The sequence below is a fragment of the Saccharophagus degradans 2-40 genome (assembly GCF_000013665.1).
Lineage (GTDB): Bacteria > Pseudomonadota > Gammaproteobacteria > Pseudomonadales > Cellvibrionaceae > Saccharophagus > Saccharophagus degradans.
Map to the genome: position 1 here is coordinate 883918 of NC_007912.1, position 21061 is coordinate 904978.

Annotated in this window: 10 protein-coding genes; 5 read left to right on the forward strand and 5 right to left on the reverse strand. The window is 45.7% G+C overall.

Going from position 1 to position 21061, the window contains the following annotated elements; all coding sequences use genetic code 11:
- The first annotated feature begins 5 nt into the window (after positions 1–5).
- Genes SDE_RS03670 through SDE_RS03685 form a run of 4 tightly spaced genes read left to right on the forward strand, consistent with a single transcriptional unit; the run spans position 6 to position 11859 of the window.
- Entirely contained in the window at positions 6–9227 is a 9222-nt protein-coding gene (locus SDE_RS03670; RefSeq protein ID WP_011467172.1) for a beta-ketoacyl synthase N-terminal-like domain-containing protein, read from the forward strand.
- Positions 9227–10090, forward strand: coding sequence for a phosphatidate cytidylyltransferase (locus tag SDE_RS21130; protein WP_011467173.1), 864 nt, complete (start codon positions 9227–9229; stop codon positions 10088–10090). Before SDE_RS03670 ends, SDE_RS21130 begins: the two co-directional genes overlap by 1 nt.
- Complete coding sequence (locus tag SDE_RS21135) at positions 10077–10667, forward strand: CDP-alcohol phosphatidyltransferase family protein (RefSeq protein WP_011467174.1); 591 nt, start codon at positions 10077–10079, stop codon at positions 10665–10667. Before SDE_RS21130 ends, SDE_RS21135 begins: the two co-directional genes overlap by 14 nt.
- Positions 10660–11859: a hypothetical protein gene (locus SDE_RS03685; RefSeq protein WP_011467175.1), complete on the forward strand. Its 1200-nt coding sequence runs from the start codon at positions 10660–10662 to the stop codon at positions 11857–11859. Before SDE_RS21135 ends, SDE_RS03685 begins: the two co-directional genes overlap by 8 nt.
- A 108-nt stretch (positions 11860–11967) precedes the next feature.
- On the opposite strand, the gene tpiA is transcribed toward SDE_RS03685, so the two are convergent.
- The 4 genes from tpiA to SDE_RS03705 form a co-directional block, all read right to left on the reverse strand.
- The gene (gene tpiA, locus SDE_RS03690; protein ID WP_011467176.1) at positions 11968–12741 is read right to left on the reverse strand and encodes a triose-phosphate isomerase; all 774 of its coding nucleotides are present in this window, start codon (positions 12739–12741) and stop codon (positions 11968–11970) included.
- Between the two features lie 304 nt (positions 12742–13045).
- Complete coding sequence (locus tag SDE_RS03695) at positions 13046–13885, reverse strand: VOC family protein (protein ID WP_011467177.1); 840 nt, start codon at positions 13883–13885, stop codon at positions 13046–13048.
- Between the two features lie 70 nt (positions 13886–13955).
- On the reverse strand, positions 13956–14897 hold the full coding sequence (locus SDE_RS03700; RefSeq protein ID WP_011467178.1) for a hypothetical protein: 942 nt from the start codon (positions 14895–14897) through the stop codon (positions 13956–13958).
- 229 nt (positions 14898–15126) lie between these two features.
- Positions 15127–18039, reverse strand: coding sequence for a TonB-dependent receptor (locus SDE_RS03705; protein WP_011467179.1), 2913 nt, complete (start codon positions 18037–18039; stop codon positions 15127–15129).
- 195 nt (positions 18040–18234) lie between these two features.
- On the opposite strand from SDE_RS03705, the gene SDE_RS03710 reads away from it, so the two are divergent.
- Positions 18235–19929: a glycosyl hydrolase family 28-related protein gene (locus tag SDE_RS03710; RefSeq protein WP_011467180.1), complete on the forward strand. Its 1695-nt coding sequence runs from the start codon at positions 18235–18237 to the stop codon at positions 19927–19929.
- 96 nt (positions 19930–20025) lie between these two features.
- Here the strand turns inward: SDE_RS03710 and SDE_RS03715 are convergent, their stop codons facing one another.
- Positions 20026–20838 (reverse strand): hypothetical protein, encoded by an 813-nt coding sequence (locus tag SDE_RS03715; protein WP_143710843.1) that lies wholly within the window; start codon positions 20836–20838, stop codon positions 20026–20028.
- Between the last annotated feature and the right edge of the window lie 223 nt (positions 20839–21061).

Sequence of the window (21061 nt, forward strand, 5' to 3'; positions counted from 1 at the left end):
TAGTTATGGCGTATAACCATTTTGAGCCTATCGCTATTGTCGGCGAGGGGTGCGTATTGCCCAGCGTAAATTCTGTAGAGGATTTATGGCGAGTTACATCAGCGGGTTTAGATTTAACCTCTAATGCGAGTATCAACCATTGGGGGGTAGACCCACAGCGAGTAGTGGGTGAGCAAGCTCAGATTACAAGCCCTGGTGATACGGCTTGGTCTGCACGCGGTGGCTTTGTTGACGATGCCATTGCACTGTCTAATGTTGATTCTCTTAATCTAAGTTCAGAAAATTTGCAGCAAACTAGTCGCGGTGTTCAGTGGTGCATCGCCGCGGTTAGGCAGGCAATGGCAAGCGCAGCAATATCGCCCGAAAAAAAGGCGCGAACAGATTGGGGGGTGATTTTAGGTAACCTTTCTTATGCACCGCGCGAAACTAACGATTTATTTGCGCAGCACTGGCTGGCGAAGCAGCCAGAATATGCCGCGTTACATAAAAAACTGTTTAATCGGCAAGCCGATTACAGTCAGCGATTTTCTTCATCTGCGCCCAGTCATATTGTGGCACAGGCTATAGGCGCTGCTGGCCCCACCTTTTGCTTAGATGCTGCGTGTGCGTCGTCGTTATACGCCATTAAACTCGCGTGTGATTATTTGCATTCTGGGCGTGCGACCACCATGTTTACAGGTGCAGTTAATCACGCAGATAGCCTCTATTTAAATGTGGGTTTTAGTGCGCTTAAAGCTCTGAGTAAAAACGGCATATCTCGCCCATTTGATTCCCGTGCCGATGGCCTAGTGCCTGCAGAAGGGGCGGCCATTGTTATTTTAAAAACACTGCGCCAAGCGCGAAAAGATGGCGATACAATTCGCGGTGTTATTCGGTCTATAGGTTTATCGAATGATGGCCGCACAGGCGGCTTACTTTCGCCTTCGCGTGCAGGGCAAATTCGCGCCTACGAAAATGCATACAAACACTGCGATATAAAACCTAACAAGGTCTCGTATATCGAATGCCACGCCACGGGTACCCCAACGGGGGATAGTGTCGAACTAGAAAGCATTAACACTTTCTTTTCCACAAATACGGGTTTGGCAATATCTTCACTTAAAAGTAATTTTGGCCATTTAATTACTGCAGCCGGTGCAGCCGGTTTGATACGTGTATTACAGAATATGAAGCAATCTACTAGCGTTGCGTCTATTCACTGCGAGCAGCCTATTGCAGGCTTGCATTCGGGCCCCGCGCGACTAGTGCAGAAAAATGAACATTGGGCTAATGGCGATAATTGCATTGCCGGTATCAATGCGTTTGGCTTTGGTGGTAACAATGCTCATATGGTGGTGCAGCATCAGCTTAATAATAAGCTGTGGCTAGTACCAAAAAGTATTGATACAAGTACATCTTCACGGCAAAGCACAATCAACTCTATTGCGCAAGAGAGCGACCCGCTAGTTGTATGCGGCGTTTCCCTGCGCACAGCGCGAGTAGAAAGTAAGCTCGATTTTGTAAAAAAATGGAGCCGCGAAAAATACGGTTTAAATTCTGCGAATATTGGCTCAGACGTAAAAAACAAGCGAATAAATAAACTAGATATAGACCTCGCTCAACTTGGCTTTCCTCCAAGTGATTTAGACGATACCAGCGCGCAGCAGCTACTTATTATGACGCTTATTCGCGAAGCGTTAGGTGAGCTGCCAGCGTACGATGCTAAGCGCACTGGCGTATACGTGGGTATGGGGGTAGATATGAATAGCTGCCGCTTTACTATGCGTACACGCTTGGCTCATTGGCTTGGCGAGCTTGCAAGTATCGAGGGACGAGTCGACGAGCATTGGCTGCCCGAGACGCGCAATAGTATAACGCGGCCCATAAATGCTGTTTCTGTCATTGGTACCATGCCAAATATTCCGGCTAACCGCAGTAATTTGCAGTTAGATTTGCAGGGTCCAAGCTTTACTGTGTCCGCAGAAGAATACAGCGGAAGTTACGCATTAGATATTGCAAAGGTTGCACTATTAAAAAATGAAATAGATGTGGCGGTGGTAGGCGCGGTTGATATTTCATCGGAAGAGATTCATCGCCAAGCAGTTGCATTACGAGATCAACAAGCTAATCCAAAAGAAAATAGCGCAAGCGCACAATTGCCGATTGAGCAGCAAGTGGACGGTGGCGTAGTACTGCTATTACAGCGCAAAAGCACTGCATTAAAAGCAGGTAATCCAATTTACTACGAACTTCCTTTGGATGAAGCTCAAAATATTGCCAAAGAACGTACAGCCGAGCTGTGCCTAGCAAAAAACGACTGGCTAAATACTTGGTCGAATATTCTAGGCGTGCCCCACACTGCAACCCATTTAATGGGGTTAGCAGCTGAAAGTGTGTTAACCCACTATTCGTTAGCTAGAGGGCAAAGTGAAATTGGCGCAGAAGCTGAAACTGAAATTGAAAAAAAAGCAGAGCAAGAAAACTCTCTGCCGATATTACATAAAGAACAGCTAGCGTTTTTTCAGGGCGCCACATTACAAGAGCTAATCAATAATGTGCAAGCTGCTCAACCTGCCGAATTAGACTGTTTGCAGGCAAACCAGCCGTGGCGACTAGTTATAGTATTGGCATCGCCCAAACATTTTACTGAGTTGCAAAAAAATGCAGCTGAAGCTCTGGGTAAATTCTCCACTGTAAGTAAAACGCCTGTTGGCGTGACTAACTTGGCAAAAAACATCTATTTAAGCTGCGAAAAACTAGCTGGGGATGTGGGTTTTGTTTTTACTGGCGCAGCGTCGGCATACCCAGGAATGGGCAATGCACTATGTTCAATTTTCCCTACTGCGGTTGAGCAAACATTGCGTAAGCACCCTGTATTTGCTAGCTGTTTACCGTGGTTGCAAGCTGAGGCTAAGCAAGTAGAAGGGCCGTTCGATGTTTTGCAGGGCTGCAGCTTACTGTCTCAAATTCATGCCTGTATTACCCAAAATATTTTAGGTGTTAAACCACAGGCAATGCTCGGTGTGTCGTCTGGCGAAACGAATAGTGTGTTTGCTGCTGACGTATGGCGAGATATGGGAGCGTTATTCGACGATATAGATCGCTCTGGTATGTACACCCAATGGATAGCCGGGGACTTAGACTGTGCGCGTAAATACTATAACAACCCCACAATTTGTAACTGGTTAATGTTGCGCGTAGTTGCGCCCGTAGAAAAAGTTAAAGCGTTATTGCGTGAGCATAAAGATATTACGCTCACCATGATCAACAGTAATAATGATTGCGTGGTAGCGGGTGAGGCGAGCTGCGTTAACGCCATAAAAGCAGCGCTAAATTCATTTGCTCGCGCTATTGTACCTATGGGGCACGACATTGTCGCCCATCATCCGGCGCTATCTACATGGCAAGATACTTGGTATCAAATACACAATCGCGACACCTTTATAGATGAAAGTAGAGGGCGGTTACCGCGCTTTTATTCAAACGCGTTTGCTGCAAGCTACTCATTATCGCGACAAAAAATAGCTCAGGCGCTAACCCAGCAGGCTGTCGCACCGGTAGATTTTAGGCCCGTTGTAGAGGCTGCGTATAGCGATGGTGTGAGCATTTTTATCGAGCACGGTCCAAGGCATACATCCAGCCAGTGGATAGCAGAGCAACTCGGTGAACGCCCCCATTTAGCGGTGCATTTAGATCGGTCCGGCGCTGGTGCGCTACCGTTTTTCGAGGCAGTAGCACAGCTGTGGTGTGCCGGTGTAGAGCTAAACAAAACGCTGCTAGCCGGTTTGGCGCACAGCGGCAGTGCTAAAGTGCCTAGCTATAGCAAAAGCTTACCTGTGCATTTGCCTGCAATTGTATTCCCCTCGCTAGAAAAGTTTACATATGCAGGTAGCGATAAAACAACCGTATCTTCAAGTAACCAACTACAAATGCGCACTACACAGCCGTATTGGCAAGATACAAAAATGGCACCGGCTCCACCATTGCCAGACGCAATAACAAGTATAGGGGTAAGTAAGCCTCAGCAAGGGCTAAAAGATAATATTGAAGACGATAATCACACCGTACAGTTAAAGCAAATACTTGCTGCGTTTCCTCAACCAGATTACAGCGGTAAAAATAACCGTTTGCCTTTTTCACTACCTGTTGCGTTACCTGTTCAGCTACCTATTCAGTTACCTTTGTCTTCCGCTGCGGAAGCTATCGCGCCATTACCTAGAGCAATTGATTTGTCTGAAGATAAAAATGAAAATAAAAATAGAGCAGTGCAAGCGCCTATGCATTCTGGCACCGCTGCGCAAAGCGTTTATCAAACACAACACAGTGCAGCTATTCGCGCATTAAAAAGCCTACATACGCAATTAAGCGAAAATCATAATCAGTACCTAGCTTTTCAAAATAAAGCCGCAGAAGTGCTACTGCAAGCAAAGCTCTCTGCAAGTGTTGCACAAAGTAATGCACATGTTGCTGAGCAACGTTCTGTGCAGAACTCATTTAAAGGTCCAATTAAAAGCCAAATAAAAATATCAGAGCAAACGCGCTCTAATGCTGCTTCAGCGATACACACCAAGCCGGCAAGTAGTACTCCATTAACTAACGAGCCTGCGCTGAGAAAACAGAGTGATGTGGCTGCGACAAGTAGTGATTACAAAAAAAATACTTCCGAGTTTCCCGGCCCTAAATACACTAGAGCACAATTAGAAGAGCTTGCTGGCGGCATTATTTCCAACATATTCGGGCCGCTGTTCAAGCAACAGGATAATTACGCCCGCCAAGTAAGAATGCCGCAACCGCCACTGCTTCTAGCAGATCGAGTATTGGGCATAGATGCTACTCCAGGCGCTATGGAATCTAGAGGCTCCATCTGGACAGAAACCGATGTAACAAGCAAAGATTGGTATGTGCACCACGGGCATATGCCAGCCGGTATTATGATTGAAGCGGGGCAAGCCGATCTTCTATTGATTAGCTGGATGGGCGCAGATTTTGAAAATAAAGGCGAGCGTGTATACCGCTTACTAGGCTGTGAGCTCACCTATCGCGATAAATTACCCGCAGTTGGCGATACTATCCGTTACGACATCCATCTAGATGGCTACGCAAAGCAAGGTGATGTGCGACTGTTTTTCTTTCACTACAATTGTGAAATAAATGGGCACACTCATTTGGAAGTAAGGCGCGGGCAAGCAGGCTTTTTTACCTACGAAGAGCTCGCAGGTTCTGCAGGTGTAATTTGGGATGCGGAAAAAGAAAAAGCAAATACAGCGCTGAATGTGGCCGATGGCCCGTGCCATACAACCAAGACGGCGTTTACTCGTGCCGATATTGATGCGTATACACAAGGCGATTTAGTGTCTTGTTTTGGCGATAGCTTTTACCGCGCCAATTGCCACCAGCGTACCCCTACCATAGTAGGTGGCGACTTATTGATGTTTGACGAGGTGCTAGAGTTAAATCACCGCGGCGGGCCTTGGCAGCGCGGTTACCTAAAAGCCCAACTCAATGTTAAACCCGACCATTGGTTTTTTGATGGCCATTTTAAAAATGACCCCTGTGCCCCCGGCACATTGATGCTTGAGGGTGGTGTGCAAGTAATATCATTTTATCTTGCATCCATGGGATTCACGTTGGCGCGTGACGGCTGGCGCTTTGAACCAATTAAAGATGAAACGTTTAACCTCATCTGTCGTAGCCAGCTTATTCCGGGTGGTAAAAAGCTGGTTTATGAAATTTATGTTCACGGGGTAGAAGCCACACCAAAGCCGCAAATTCGCGTAGATTTAATGTGTACCGTAGATGGGCGCAAAGCCTTTTTAGGCCAGGGTGTTGGTGTTGAGCTGGTGCCAGGTTGGCCTTGCGAAAGCCGAGTGCATGTAATTGAACATGCCGAGCCGGTAAACCAAGCGGACTCTAGTGTAGCTGCCGAACAAGAATTTAAGTTTGATGAAGACTCTATGGTGGCCTGCGCTTGGGGTAAGCCCAGCGATGCATTTGGCCCGCATTACAAGCAATTTGATGGCCCCCGACGCGGCCCAAGATTACCCGGCTACCCATACCATTTTATTTCGAAAGTAAAATCGGTAGATATAGCGCCACGGCAATTAAAAGCGGGTGGTAAAGCGGTAATGGAATATTTAATTCCGAACGACGCATGGTATTTTAGCGAAAATAGCCAAGCTACTATGCCTTTTCCTGTTTTACTCGAAGCTGCCCTACAACCCTGTGGCTGGTTAGCTACTTATATGGGCGGCGGTTTTGGTGGCGATACAGAAGCATTTTTTCGCAACTTAGATGGCACCGCAACCCAGTACCGAGAAATAGTTGCAGAAGATACATGCTTATTAACAGAAGTAGAAAGCACCTCAGTATCGGCAATGGCGGGTATGATTATTCTGGGCTTCAACGTGCGCTGTTATATTCGAACAGAGCTGGTGTATCAAATGGAAACCGTTTTTGGTTTCTTTCCAGAAGCAGCCTTGGCGCAACAAGCTGGTTTACCTACAACAGAGCAAGAGCTTTGCGCGCTAAATAGCGCAGAGCACAATGCTTATAACTTGCGCCATAGGCCGGCAGATTATTTTAACGGTCAGTTGCGATTACCTGGGCCTATGCTTTGTTTAATAGATCGTATTACTGGTATATGGCCAGATGGCGGGCAACTAAAACTAGGCCGCGTGCGCTCGCAAATGAGCGTAAACACAAACGCTTGGTTTTTTAAATCACACTTCTACGGCGACCCTGTTCAACCTGGTTCCTTAGGTTTAGAAATGATGCTGCAAACATTGCAGTGCTACGCCATATCGCAAAACGTAGGTGAGCAATTTGTAAAACCACGGTTTGAAACGCTCGCCAGCAATATTGCTCATAGTTGGAGTTACAGGGGGCAAGTGCTGCCCCATAATAAAATTGTGGAGTGCGACCTAGAAGTACAGCAATGCGAATATGAAAGCGGGCGAATAGTTATAACGGCAGATGCAAGCCTATGGGTAGATAAACAAAAAATCTATCAAGCTAAAAATATTAGTTTGGTAGTAATAGATGAAAGCAAAGCCGCTAAGCTATTAACGCCACCAGAACGTATTTTTGATAGCCAATCTCAACATTGGATTAATGATCACTGCCCCACATTTACGGTACCGGCTTTACCATTTATGGTATTAGCTAATGCGATGATGGAAGACGCAGCTAAACGCTTACCCGGCAGAAAAATGACGGGGTTAGAAAATGTACGTGTAAATAGCTGGGTAAGTTTTAACAACCCAAAACAAACCCTACATAGTTGGGGAGTTGCGCACACCGCGCACCGCGTTGCCATGGAGTTAACTCAGTGGGATGAACCCACTAGCAGGTATAAAAAAATTGCACATGGTAATGTGTTGTTCGATGAGCAATATCCATTTCCCGTTAAATTGTTACCGCCGTTGCCCTCTGCAGACCCAGTAATACTAGCGGGTAACCCCTACGCAGATAAAGGCGGTTGGCTTTTTCATGGCAGTGCCTTTCAAGCTGTAAGCAATGTGGTTATTACAGCAAAAGGGGCGTCGGGCAAAATCGATATTCAGGCTATAGGTGTTCCCGCTGGCAAGCTGCACCCAGGTGTTTTAGATGCGAGCTTACATATTGTGCCTCATCACATGCTTGATATGTGGTTCCCGACTGTGGAGCAAGGTTCTGCGGCTTATCCACTGTTATTAAAACGAGCTACCTTTTTTAGCGATACGCCAAAAAGTGGTGAGCTATTAGTAGAGGCGCGCCCCGTTGGCTTAGATGATGCCTTAAAATTGCCAACGATTAAAATACAAATTACCACTGCAGCAGGGGGATTGTGGGCTGAATTTATTTTAATCGAAGCGGTGTTGCCCAAAGGCCCGCTGGGCGAGTTGAGCAGTGAAGCACAGCTTCAATTTTTTGTTGCTAAGCAACCTGTACCCGGTGCTCGCTTATCCACTATAAATGAAAATAGTGCAAGCTTAGCGCTCGAAGTTGTTAACCAATGCAATTGGTTACCGGGTACGTTAGAAAGTATTTACGACTGTAACGCAAACATAATGCGGCGCACCGGTTTAACTCTAACAGAGGTGATTCTTGCCAAGGAATATCTGGCTGCGCAATGGCATATACACCCAGCGCAGGTTGATTTAGCTATGCAGGGCGAGTTGCTTATTGGCTTAAATAAAAGCGATTGTTTAAGCATGCAGCAATTAACTATAGCGTGTACAGGTGCTACTCCTAATGTGACTACTTATAACGTTACTGCTTATAACGTTAAATCAAAGTTTGCTCAGGCTAATGCGGGGTTACTATTTATTAGGGATTATTGGCGAGCTTCTATTAGTGCGACCGGCGGTTTAGTGGAAGATATTTTTATGGCAATTGCCCACCGCTTTACTGGTACGATTAAAAATAACAATATTTGTTCAGGTAAGCGCATACAAGCACAAAGCGATAGCAAGCCAAAAGGTGTGCTTTATTTAGCGAACCATCAAGTTGGGGTAGAATCGGTTTTATTCGCTATTGCGATGAGCGCGTTGAATGGATTGCCCGTTAGTGCCTTGGCAAAAAAAGAGCACGCCCATAGTTGGATTGGCAACATGCTTACGGCGCTTGCGCCTTTCAACGCAAAGAACTTGCTAACGTTAATTGATAGAGAAAACCCCACTGCTGTGCTGCAGGCAATGAGTAAGGCTATGCAGGCTGTCGCGATGGGCGAACATTCGCTATTAGTGCATATTGCCGGTACGCGTTCATTAGCCGCACGAGAAGCGCAAACTACAATCAGTTCATCATTAATTGATGCCGCTATTAAGGCGGGTGTAGATATAGTGCCAGTGTTATTTCACGGTGGTTTACCTATAGAGCCTGCAAAGCAGCGTTTGGAGTTTCCACTAGGCATGGCAAAACAAGATTGGACTCTAGGCCGCGCTATTCCCGCGCATATACTTGCAAACTTAAATAGCGCGGAACAAAAGCAATATGTGTTAAATGCGCTCAATAGCCTCGACGATATTCTGGTTAACGAGCAGCCCAATAAGCCACAGGTAGAGTTTGGAAAGCATGTTGCTAGTATTTCGAACTGTACTCACGAGCAGGCTGTTATTTATCAGTGTTTACAGCATTCACCATTCGCATTATCTAACCACGGGCAAGCGCTTATGGCTGCAGTAAATGCTCAGCGAACGTGGAACTTAGAGTCTGAGCAAGATAGAGCGCTAAAAAATGTTGCCGATGTAGTACTAGGGAGAAGCTAATGGCACCACAGATATTGGCATTTTATTTGTTGTGTTTAAGTATTGCGGGTTTACTTACCTTGTACTGCTTTATTAAACGCAACGCTGGCATGGTAAAGCGTTGCATCACCATATTGGTATTACTGCATATTATGGTGGTTATTTTATGGTGTTCACCCTGGGGGGCTTGGCTGTTTACTTTATTGCTTTGTGGTGTGGCAAGTTTTGAAGTAAGTCGACATCAACTAGGGCGGCTGGGAAGTTGGCTGTTAACGTTTGTTGCCCTAATTCTCGCTGTAACTATTTTTAAATTAGCTATATCAATTTGGCTTTGGGGCTGGTTGCTTGGTTTAGTGGCAGTATTTATATTGCCCGCACATGTACTAGCCTCAAAAACCGCGAGTTTAGTGTTTACTCTTATGTTTGTAGTGTTGGGTTGTACTGCATTATTGTTTTTAGTGCAGCCTGTGCCGGTGTTGTGGATGCTATTAATATTGATTGTTCAATTTAATGATACCCTCGCTCTCTTTATTGGCAAGGCATTGGGTAAGCATAGGTTGTTTCCCCATTTAAGCCCAAATAAAAGTGTAGAAGGCTATGTGGCAGGTGCGTTGGGCGTTATTCTGGCCCTTATTGCAGCCTATGGTTTACTTGGGTTTGAAATGGCGAGCCCTACCGCATGGGGTTGGTTGGCGCTTGTTGGCTGGGTGGCCGCTAGCTTGGGCGATTTGGTTTTTTCTAAATATAAGCGGGCGCAAGGCATTAAAGATTTTTCTGCTATGTTGCCAGGGCATGGCGGTATTGTGGACCGTTTTGATAGTTTGTTGGTAACTGCTCCGGCTTTCTTAGGTTTCTATATAGGATTCCCCTATGCGTTCTATTAACCCTGCTAATGCTATAACCCTTACCGGCTTAGTTGGTGGTTTGGTTTGTATATTTTGTTTACAGGCAGATTATATATTACCGGCAATATTTATTATGCCGAGCTTATTTTTGTTGGATAAGCTAGATGGCATAGTGGCCAGAAAATTAAACTGTGCCTCAGAAATGGGGGCGCAGTTAGATAGTTTGGCGGATGCGGTCAACTTCGGTGTACTGATTGCGTTATTCGCATTTGGCCAATCTGGCGAGTCGCTTTATGTGTGTGCTGCAGGTATTTTTTATGCTACTTGTGCGTCTTGGCGATTAGCCCGCTTTAATTGCGAACAAAGTTCCCTTGGGTATTTCTCTGGCTTGCCTACTACTAATGCGGCAGCTTGGGTGTTTGTTGCCTTGGCTTGTATTCAGTGGTTACCAGGTTTGCTACACGTAGGTGCAACTGTTGTTGTGTTGGTGGGCGCTGCTTTATGCATGGTATCTACTATTAAATATAGTAACCGAGGTTTAACTACACAAATTTTGTATCTGTTGGTTCCAATTGCGGCTGGCCTGTTTGTGTATCAGGCCCTTAGTTATGCGTAGTTTTTTCTTCTTCTTCTTTTGGTTCTTGTGGATTGGCGGGGCCAACGTAATACCCCAAACCTATTTTCTTGCCGTTGCTCCAGAATACAAAGAGCAACTGGTCACTCTGTTGCTTATGCTGGGGTCACTTGCATCAATAGCAGGTATTGTTTGGGAAACAAAATTAGGCAAATATATTTCTTTGCAAGCAGCCCTATATGTAGGGTTGCCCCTTGTGGTTATTAGCTTTGGCTTGTTGTTTTCAGGCTTGTCTGTTGTGCCCTATTTTGGCTTTTATTTATGCTTTCGGTTTTTATCGTGTGCGTTGTATCAGAAATTAGATGCGGGGATATGTCATCACGCAGACATACAGGTTAGCGATAACCATGCAAAGCACAGCATGATATTTATGTTGGTGGCGGTGTGTTTGGCTCCTGTGTTTTTTGCCTTCTACCAACATGGCGTTGTTGTTAGTGGGGTAGTCATTTTACTCGCCTTCGCAGCGGCGTTTTATTATCGCAATATAGCTAGTGTAATAGGTGCAGGTGTAGTAGGCGCCGGTATAACCGCTACAAGCGATAACGGCGCAAAAGAAAATACCAAAAACATACCTCTTCATCTAAGTGATAAGTATTTTCTCATTTACAGTGGTGCTTATTTGGCGGTGGTTTTTTTAACAAGCTCTCTACTTGTTTATTTTATTCGCGATTTTTACGGGTTTAAAAGCCCTGTAAAGCTCGGTGGCTTGGTGATGCTAGTGATTAGTTTGGCAGCGGTTGTTAGCTGTTTGCTATATGGTCGCTTTAGGCAATCGCCATTTCGCGATAGTGGCTGTGTGTGGGTGCAAGTAATAATTTTAGCAGCAATGAGTGTAGGTGTTGTATTGCTGTACCTCAAATTGGTGCCCTCGTTTATGTATGTGGCCGCAAGCGCGTCTTTGATGGGTATTTCGTATGGGGTGTTTGTAGTATTTACGCGCAGCCTAGTTGTGCATCGCGCTAGAGATTGCGGCAGAACTACGCTATTGGCCTGGTATAACATGCTGCCATTTATTAGCTCTATTGCTATATTCGCTGCGGCGGGTGGCTTAAAGCTTATTATCGCGAGCAGTGCGTATAGCTATTATTGGTGCATTGCCGCAGTACTAGCTGTAGTAGGTGTGATTGCGCTAATTGCATTAATTGCTTTTAATCGCAATATTGAGAAGTACTAGGGGGCAGTAGGCTAGGAAAAGTGAACAGGGAAATGTGGACAAGAAAAAGTGAGCAGGGATAAAAAGGGCGCTGCTATACGTAATGGCATAGCAGCGGGAGGTTTTTTATTAGCTAGCAGAAGAATCTGAGGCGTGCTGGCAAATAGCCAAAAAGTGGCCTGGGTCTAAGCTGGCGCCGCCTACAAGTAGGCCGTCTACATCTTCTTTGGCGAGTAGGTCTTTGGCGTTGTCTTTGGTTACGCTGCCGCCGTACAGCAAGCGGATGCTGTTAGCGGTTTCTTCGCCGTACAATTTTATTAGTTCTTGTCGAATAAACGAATGTACATCCTGTGCAATTTCTGGGGTAGCTGAGGCGCCGGTGCCTATTGCCCAAATAGGTTCATAAGCGATACAAATTTTACGGCCATCTAGCTCTACGCCTTCTAAACACTCGGTAACCTGACGGAAGATCACATCTTTAGTGATTTTAGCGTCGTGCTCTTCTTTGTTTTCACCTACGCACAATATGGGCATAAGGCCGTGGTTTAGCGCGTTGCCAATTTTAATTTGGCAGCTTAGGTTATTTTCTTTAAACATAGATCGGCGCTCAGAGTGGCCGATTAAGCACAGCTTACAACCTGCTTCTTTGAGCATTTGCGCAGAGGTTTCACCGGTATAAGCACCCGACTTAAACTTACTTACGTTTTGGCTGCCAATGCTAATTTCTGAATGTTGCAGGAAGGTAAGCATATCGCGCATGTAAATGTAGGGTGGGCAAATAGCAATATCTGCCTCGAAGTGCTTGCCTATAAACGAAGCAACCGAGGTGCAGATTAGCTCTAGGCCGCCGTTGAGTTTCCAATTTGCTATAACTATTGGCTTTCTTTTGGTGTTGGTATTCATCCTTAGTGCCTATTTTTTAATATGTTTTTTACGATAGAGCTCAGCGCAAGGTAAAGATTGGTTAGGTCTTTTTAGGGTGTTAGGTTTTATAGCCTTTGCGCCAGCGTAGGGGCATTTTAAATATAAATTGGTCAAATTGATAATGTTAGCGGCCCTATAGGGCAAATCAAATTATTGCTAGGGGCTTCTTTGCTCTACTGGGCACGCTGATAGCTATTGTAAGGCTGTATAAGTGTTAAAGAGTCTAGCCCGTTTTGTATGACAATACTTGCGGGCTATCTGTTCCGCAACGCCTGTGCAGCCCTTAGGCATCAGGCAGCATTATCATCCAGGCTACGCCAAATTTATCGGTAACCTGGCCGTACAGCGGTGACCAAAATACCTTGGCTAAAGGCATAACTACCTTGCCATCTTGCGCTAGCGCGTTAAACACTCTGTGGGCTTGGGGTTCGTTGGGTACCGTAAGTGCCAAGCTAAAGCCGCTAAACGTGTCTGTGTCGTTACAGCCATCGCTGGCCAGTATTGTAACGTCGCCAACTTTAAACGCTGCGTGCATAATTTTATTTTCAAAGCCTTTTTGTAGCATATCTGCCGGCATAGGTTCGGGGCTTTCGTTGAAGTGCATTTTAAATTCAACTTTTGCGCCTAAATGCTGGGTGTAAAAATCCAGTGCTTCTTGGCAGCGGCCAGCAAAAAACAAATAATTGCGCACGCTGCTTTTTTGCATCTCTAAGGTTTGGCGCAGTTCGTCTTCCTGTGCTGCTATTTCGCCACTTGGGTCTGCGTCGGCGAAGTCTTCCATACCGTAGAGTGCGCGAATCTCTATATCCGATGCTTCTTCCATGGGGTTGGGGCATTTTTTAACCCACTCTAAGGCTTCTTCCATAGAGTTTACATTCCATACCCAAAAGCCAGCTACTAATTCGTTGGTAGCGGCAAACGGGCCTTGGCTAACGGTGCGTTCGCTGCCATTAAAATGTACGCGGTAGCCCTCGCTGCTTGGCTTTAAGCCTTCACCACTTTCCATAACTCCTGCATCTACCAACTGAGCATTAAATTCGCCCATTGCGGTAAGTAGTGCTTCGCTTGGCATTTTGCCCGCTTCGGAACTCGCCGATGCTTTTACCATAACCATTACTTTCATATGAGTGTCCTAAATATAAGTGTCCTAAATATAGAATGCTGAGGGGAATAATTGGGTTAACAATTAGGTTTTATTGTGCGAACTCGTTAAAAAAGTCGTCTATATTTTCGAGGTGGTTAAACCCAAATATCCAACAGGTTTCTACAACATCCGAAAAATCCAAACCGCCTTTGGCAATTGCCCCATTGTGGTAGCGCTCGTCTTTACCGTTGTATTGGTTGGCAATATCTAGGGCTGTGCTCCAAAGCACTTTAAGGTTATTTTGTTTAATTATGTTTTTTAAGTTTACGGGTTGTTCCGTTCGCAAGCCGGGGGTGCCATTGCCGGTGGCGTTGCCATCGGCTATTTTGTGGTAATCGCTGTACTGTTTAACGTAGCGCAATTTTGCGGGGGCTGCGTTTTCTTCGTTCCATGTGCTGTGCTGCACTATGTGAATGCGCTTGTTGGTATTTATATTCGGTAAGCGCTTTTTAACATTTTTAATGAGTGCAGCAGAAAAATCCGATTGGCCCGCTTCTGCTATCCAAATATCGCCGCCTTTAAGTAAGGTGTCGCTTACGAGTTGGCTCACGTCTGTTAACGCTTGATTAAAATTAGCGTGTGCATCAGACCAATTTTTGCCAAAGGCGGCATCAAATAATTCATTGGCGGGCACATACAAGCCACCTTGTATGCCATAAGCGCCCGCTACGGCGTGGTAGCGTACTTTTGCGAAACGCTTATCTGATAAAACCGTGGCAACGCCTGCAATAGCGTGAATATCGTCGACGTCGGTTTTGCTATCGAATTGCGCTAAATATAAATCTTTGGCGGTATTAAATTGCCCAAGTTGTGTGGTGGCTTGGGTGGTTTGGCGCGAGCTGTGTGTTTGGCTGGTTGAAGCGCTACTTTGTGCGGGAGTGGTGGCAGTAGGGTGAGACGCTGTATTTTTATGTGCGGCTCCAGAACAAGCCGTAAGCCATATGCCACCAAAGCACAACGAGAGCACGACTAGGGCGTTGCTAAAACGCATAAAACCTCCCCTTGGTTTAACAAATTATTAATAGTTTATCGGTTTATTAATAGATTAATGCCAAATGGCCACAGAGCTAGCCGGCTATAAAATTAATCAGAGTTTCCGTAACACCTTTTATACTAGTTTACAGGGCATAAGCTGTAAATGTTGTGCTGTAAGCCAATAAAAAGGGCGGCGCCTATGGTAGGCCCGCCCTTGGGTGCTTAGTTATTTATTGTGGTACGGTTTACAGTTTAACGCGTACGCCAACAAAGAACTTAGTGCCGCTATATTCAATGCGGTTATACGAACCGTCTGTCACGCGGTATTCTGCGTAAGGCTCGTTGGTTAAGTTAAGCGCTTGAAATTTAAGCTGTACATTTTTAGTTACGTTGTAAGCTAACGATAAATCTACAGAGCTTGTGTCTTCTACAAAGCGGTTAGTTTGGCCAAAGTCGCTACCGAAAGGTTTTAGGTAGTCCGAACGATATTTGTAAGATAAACGGCTAGTAATACCGAATTTCTCCCAGTACACCTCTGCGTTGTAGCTTTGCTTAGAGAAGCCCGGCAAGCTTGCTGGTGCAATCACTACGTCGTCGGTCATGTCTACTCCGTTTTCGAAGTAGTCGAAGTTGGTATCGGCAAAGTTAGCGCCCGCCATTACACCTAAGCCATCAAAAGGTTGTGGCAAGGTGGTAAAGCCGTGCTGCAAGCTTAGTTCCACACCAGAAATGTTAGAGGCCTCACTGGTATTTTGAATTAAGCCGTTCACATCCATAGTGATGTCGGTACCGTTAATATTGAACGACTCTTGTACTGTAGAGGAATCCGCAACATCTAGGCCCGCTTCGAACTCTTTAAAGTAGAACGCAGCAGAAAGCATAGTGTCTTCAGATGGGTACCAAGCAACCGATAGATCGTAGTTCATGGATTCAATGGCTTCCATGTTGGGGTTACCCAGCGCTGTGGCATTACCCGCCGCTACGGCTTCTGCTACGCTTGCAAAATCTTCTTCGCCATCACCTAGGTCTAGGTCGCGACCAGCGCCCATCCACCACATATCTGGGCGGGAAATTGCGCCGTAAATAGCCGTACGTATTTGCACTTCCTCGTTAAGCGTAAAGTTTACGTTTAAGCTAGGTAATACGTTGATGTAATCGTTGTTGTAAACTTCTTTCTTTAGTGTGCCATCGGTTTCGGTAATGGTTACAGTATCGTCCGAAGTATCTGCAGGTGTGCCTGCGTCATTTGCTACTACGCTGTAATCTTGGCGATAGCCAACAGATTCAACATTGGTTTGCACAACGCGAACACCAAAGTTACCCGAAACATCAACACCGCCAAGCATGGTGTTAAAGTTAAACTTAGCGAAGGCAGAATTAATATTTTCGCTAAGAATTACATCGCCTGCGCTTGCTGCTTCCGGGGTTAACGACATATCTTCGTCGCCAACCATTAGGTCGAATGCGCACAGGGTGTCGTAGGTAGCCCACTCGGTGAGGTTACCGCCTGCATCGTCACCAAAACCAGATTGCGGGAAGGCAGTTGCACAGCCAGAGGCTATATCGGTAATGTCTGCGTGATCGGTAGCGGTAAACTCAACGCGGTCTTCGCCGTAGTTTTTATGCTCGTGCGAAGATAAACGCATGCCGCCTTCTATAGAGGTAATAAAGTCGCCCTCTAATAAGTAATCGGCATTAATTGCCAGTGCACTAATTGAATCGTTTACTTCTGCTTCGCCGTAACGTGCACGCTGGTTTGCATCGTAAAAGTCGTAATCGTTTAGCAAGCTGTAATCGATCTCAGAACTTGCTGCATCGTCGCTATCGGTGTACAAGCTAACGGTTGGCCAGCTGCTGCCGTAGTCACCAGCGGTGTCGAAGTCATACCATAGGCGGTCTGATCTAAAACGTGTTTGCCAGGTTTCTTGGTAGCGCACGGTATCGGAATAAGAAATATCGGCATCTACAATAAGTTTGTCGTTTACTTGCCACTCAACGTTTAAGCCCGCACCTTTATAAACTTCATCGCGCTCTCTGAACTCGCCGTAGGTGCTTACGCGCGATTCACCAGTGTATGAAGTAAGTGCGCCAGAGTCGTTGGTGGTCCAGTTACCAATGCGACGACGGCCATCATCAAAATATAAATCGTGGCGATCTTCGTAGTAAAAACGGTCGGACCATTGCGCGTCGGCAACAATATTTAAATCGTCATTGGGCTGCCACTGCACGGTTGCCATTAACGCATCGCGAGTTTCTTCAGATTCCATCTGACGGAAGTAAAAAGCATTGGGAATAAAATAGTATTCGCCGTCTGCCGCTGCACCGCCATTTGCGGCTGCATTGCTATCGCTCCAAGAGCAATTGCTGCCGCCGTCTTCAAAGTAGTCGGAGTTACAGTTGCGCAAGCTAGAGCTGGTGTTGTAGCTTTCTTCTGGGGTAGAGGAGTCGTGGCTGGCATAACCTATTGCTACACCAATGGCACCTATGTCGGTGTCAAAAATATCGGTATACGACACAGAACCGCGGTAGCCAATACCGTCGTCGCCGTTTAGCTTCGCATCGTAATCGTTGTAGTTGGCTTTAACTTCGGCCTGAATGCGGCGTTTACCGTAATCTAACGGGCGCAAGCTCTGTAAGTTAATTAAGCCTGCAACACCACCTTCAACTAGGTCGGCGGTTTGTGATTTATAAACAACGGCGCCGTTTACTAGCTCTGACGGAAATTGCGAGAAAGCAACAGAGCGGTTACCACTACCGGATGAAATTTCGCGGCCGTTATAAGTGGAATAACCTAAGAATGGGCCAAGGCCACGTACAGAAATTTCACTGGCATTGCCTTTAAAGCGGTCGCCGGTTACACCCACAATACGCTCCAGGGTTTCTGCTACAGAAAGGTCTGGCAGAGCGCCCATTTCTGCCGCAGAGATAACATCCACAATGGATTCTGCGTCGCGCTTAATCTCGATAGAGTTGCGCATAGTGTTGCGCAGTGAACCAACTACAACTACTTCTTCAAGCTGATTGCTCGATTCTTCCTGCGCAAATGTAGTAGGGGTTTGTATTGCAGCGGCAGCCACAAGTACAGCAAGTAATTTTTTTGAGTGCCCAAAGCGTGCTTGCTTAGGCGCGGCTAGTGGTTGAAAAGTCGTGATAGTCACGGTTATTCCTCCGAAAATAATTATTATGCGCAAATACCCTATAGGGCTTGCTTGAGTGAGATTGGTTCGAGCTACTCTAGGTTGAGTATGGTGTGAGTATGAATTAATACAGCCTGATGGTAAAGTGGTAATGCCAGTTTGTGCGCGGCGTATAATGAAATAAATGCGCCTACCAACCAAAAGGTACAAGCCATCATGCGTATGTTTAAGCGAATAAAGTCTGTTCCATCAAGGGGTTACCCGCTAAAAGCCAGTGTGTTCACAGCTGTCTTTTTATTGTCTATGTGTATCTGTGCGACAGAGTCAATAGATAATATCAATCAAAAAGTGCCCAATTTTTCTTATGCTGGGTATAAAAATGGCGGGCATGCCCTGCGTATTCCGGTTAAGCATAGGCTTAATGTGGTGGATTTCGGTGCGGTAGCAAACGATGGCAAAGACGATACCTTGGCGTTTCGTAAAACGCTGGCCAAAGCCAACAGCTTGCAAGGGTCGGTGCATATTAGCGTGCCTGCTGGGCGCTTTATTATTAGCGATATTTTGTATATTCAACGCAGCAATATTGTATTGCAGGGTGCAGGTACTGCAGGCACTACCCTCTATATGCCTCGGCCATTAAGTTTCGCTCCAAACCCAGAAGCCTTAGCAGAGCTGCGTACCTACCTAGTAACGTTAAATAAACGTCAGCGCGAGCCGCATAACCTAATAGATTTACCCTATTCACAGTATTCTTGGTCTGGTGGGTATATTTGGGTTGGTGTAGCGGGGGATCGCATCAAGCCCTATTTAGATGAGTTAGATACACCAATAAACCCAATTGCCAAACCAACCGCTGGTAAGCAGGGCGAAAGCGTCATGGTGGTTGATAACCCTAGTGCACTTAGCGCGGGACAGGTTGTTACAATTAATTGGTACAACAAAGCGGGTGAAAATTCTGCATTGTTGGCATCGCTTTACCCAGGGCTAAGCCGCGATCACATTGGCGAAAACCACCGCAAGTTTCCCAACCGGCCACTGGTAACACAGTACAGCAAGGTGGCAAAGGTGGAGGGCAATCGCGTTACCCTTGCCGATGTTTTACTGCACGATATTGAGCCACACACAGATATTTCGATAACGCCGTTTTTAACTAACGTGGGTATCGAAGAGTTGACGATAGCGTTCCCAGATTCGCCATTTGTAGCGCATCATATTGAGCAAGGTTTTAATGGTATTTACTTAACCGGCTTATTCGACGGCTGGGTAAAAAATATAACCGTTATCAATTCCGATAGCGCCGTACTTACCGAAAAAATTGCGAACGTTACTATAAAAGGTGTAACTACCACCGGTACTCACAAAGCGCATTACAGCGTGGCAATGAGCAACACACACAATGTGTTAGTAGATGGCTTAAAAGTTTTTAACCCCGTAGAGCACCCCATAAGTTTTAATACCGGTGCAACCAAAAGCGTTTACACCCATTCAGAAATTTATAGCCGGCCCATACTCGATCAACACTCTGGCGCAAACCATCAAAACCTATTTGATAACTTGCAGATGTATATAGAGCTAAACGAACAAGAGCTTGCTTCCAACAGCTATGCCTTATTTAAAACCGGTGGTGCAAAATATTGGTGGCCAGCACATGGTGCGGGCAGCAGCTTTTGGAATATTCAAATTACCTTTGAGAATGGTGTTAGTAATATCAGTAATACGCCAATAAAATTGTATGGCGTAAAAGATGGGCCAGGCGCAAATTTAGTGGGTGTAAAGGCCAATATGCCAGTTAAAATAGAGTACTTACCGCAACCCGCAATACTGGATGCCGAGCGCGACTTAACTTCTGTGCCGTCTTTGTACCTTTATCAATTACAGCAGCGGTTGGCAGAATCAGAAAGCAGCAAATAATGTAATAAATAAAATAGCTACCCAAAATACCACCAAATAAAGGTGCATACCACAAAGCCTGCCCAGCCTTGGTTGGTTTGATTTGGTTGGGCACTTTTAAAAACCCGTAGGTAAGGTTAGCACCCAAACTCTAGGTGCTAACCTTGGCTTGTTGTACATAGCGGGCCGGCTTGGGTCGCCCAGCAATACGAGTTTGTTTCCTTCTTCAAACGCTACATCAATCACCATGCCCGCGGCAAAGCTAATGTTGGCGATGTCTTTGCCTTCTGGGAATGTATTGTTATACAGCCGCACAATACTCGTTTGCGGACGGCTGCTGTCGCCGCCAAAAGCGTACGAATAGCTATCGTGGTAATACACCAAAACGGTTGTATTGGTGCTTTCGTTTACAAAGCGTTTGGGGGGAATGTCAAACGTGTAATAAGGCGTCGATTCTAATTTATGGGCTTCTAGTGTTTTTACATTTACCTGATAAAGGTGGCGAAGCTGATGGTCGTGTTGCGACGGGGGAGCGGCTTCTACAAGCATATAGTTTGCGTTTATTACTGCCGCGTGGGTTACGCGAGTAAAATTGTGTGTGCCCCACGCTTTTTCTTCGTGTGCTAGCACGCCGTTGTGTACCCAAAATAATTTTTTATCTTTAAATGCAAAAGTATAATAGGGGCCGGTGAGTAATAAATAGCTTTTGCTCTGCTCTTGCTCAAGCCCAGAGCTGCCCACAACAAAGGTGTTGTTGTCTTGTAGTACAGCGTCTTGTGCATTGATGCTTTTATCCCAAAGAATGCTGTAGTAATTGTCCCAAGGCTGCATATTGGTTGCGCGCTCGGTGAGCGTGGCGTCTTTTACCAGCACTTTATTGTTGGCGTTGCGGCGCACCTTGCGTTCGGTGCGTGGCGCAATATTAAACATAATGAACACGCCTATGCCAAATATTACGTAGGCCACCATGCAAAACAGAAATATCTTTCCAATCCAGAACAAAATGTCTAACAAGTCATACACCTTTTGTATAGTTTCACTCACTGGTGGCAAGCTTACCCTAAATGTAAGTAGCCAGTAACAACTTGATACACACTGATACATTTAAACACGTTAGTTAGGGATACACTTCTGTGTAAATCAATTAGCAGGA

Coding starts and splice junctions, on each gene's coding strand:
- SDE_RS03670 (WP_011467172.1), top strand. CDS start 6: ATGGCGTATAACCATTTTGAGCCTATCGCTATTGTCGGCGAGGGGTGC.
- SDE_RS21130 (WP_011467173.1), top strand. CDS start 9,227: ATGGCACCACAGATATTGGCATTTTATTTGTTGTGTTTAAGTATTGCG.
- SDE_RS21135 (WP_011467174.1), top strand. CDS start 10,077: ATGCGTTCTATTAACCCTGCTAATGCTATAACCCTTACCGGCTTAGTT.
- SDE_RS03685 (WP_011467175.1), top strand. CDS start 10,660: ATGCGTAGTTTTTTCTTCTTCTTCTTTTGGTTCTTGTGGATTGGCGGG.
- tpiA (WP_011467176.1), bottom strand. CDS start 12,741: ATGAATACCAACACCAAAAGAAAGCCAATAGTTATAGCAAATTGGAAA.
- SDE_RS03695 (WP_011467177.1), bottom strand. CDS start 13,885: ATGAAAGTAATGGTTATGGTAAAAGCATCGGCGAGTTCCGAAGCGGGC.
- SDE_RS03700 (WP_011467178.1), bottom strand. CDS start 14,897: ATGCGTTTTAGCAACGCCCTAGTCGTGCTCTCGTTGTGCTTTGGTGGC.
- SDE_RS03710 (WP_011467180.1), top strand. CDS start 18,235: ATGCGTATGTTTAAGCGAATAAAGTCTGTTCCATCAAGGGGTTACCCG.
- SDE_RS03715 (WP_143710843.1), bottom strand. CDS start 20,838: ATGTTTAATATTGCGCCACGCACCGAACGCAAGGTGCGCCGCAACGCC.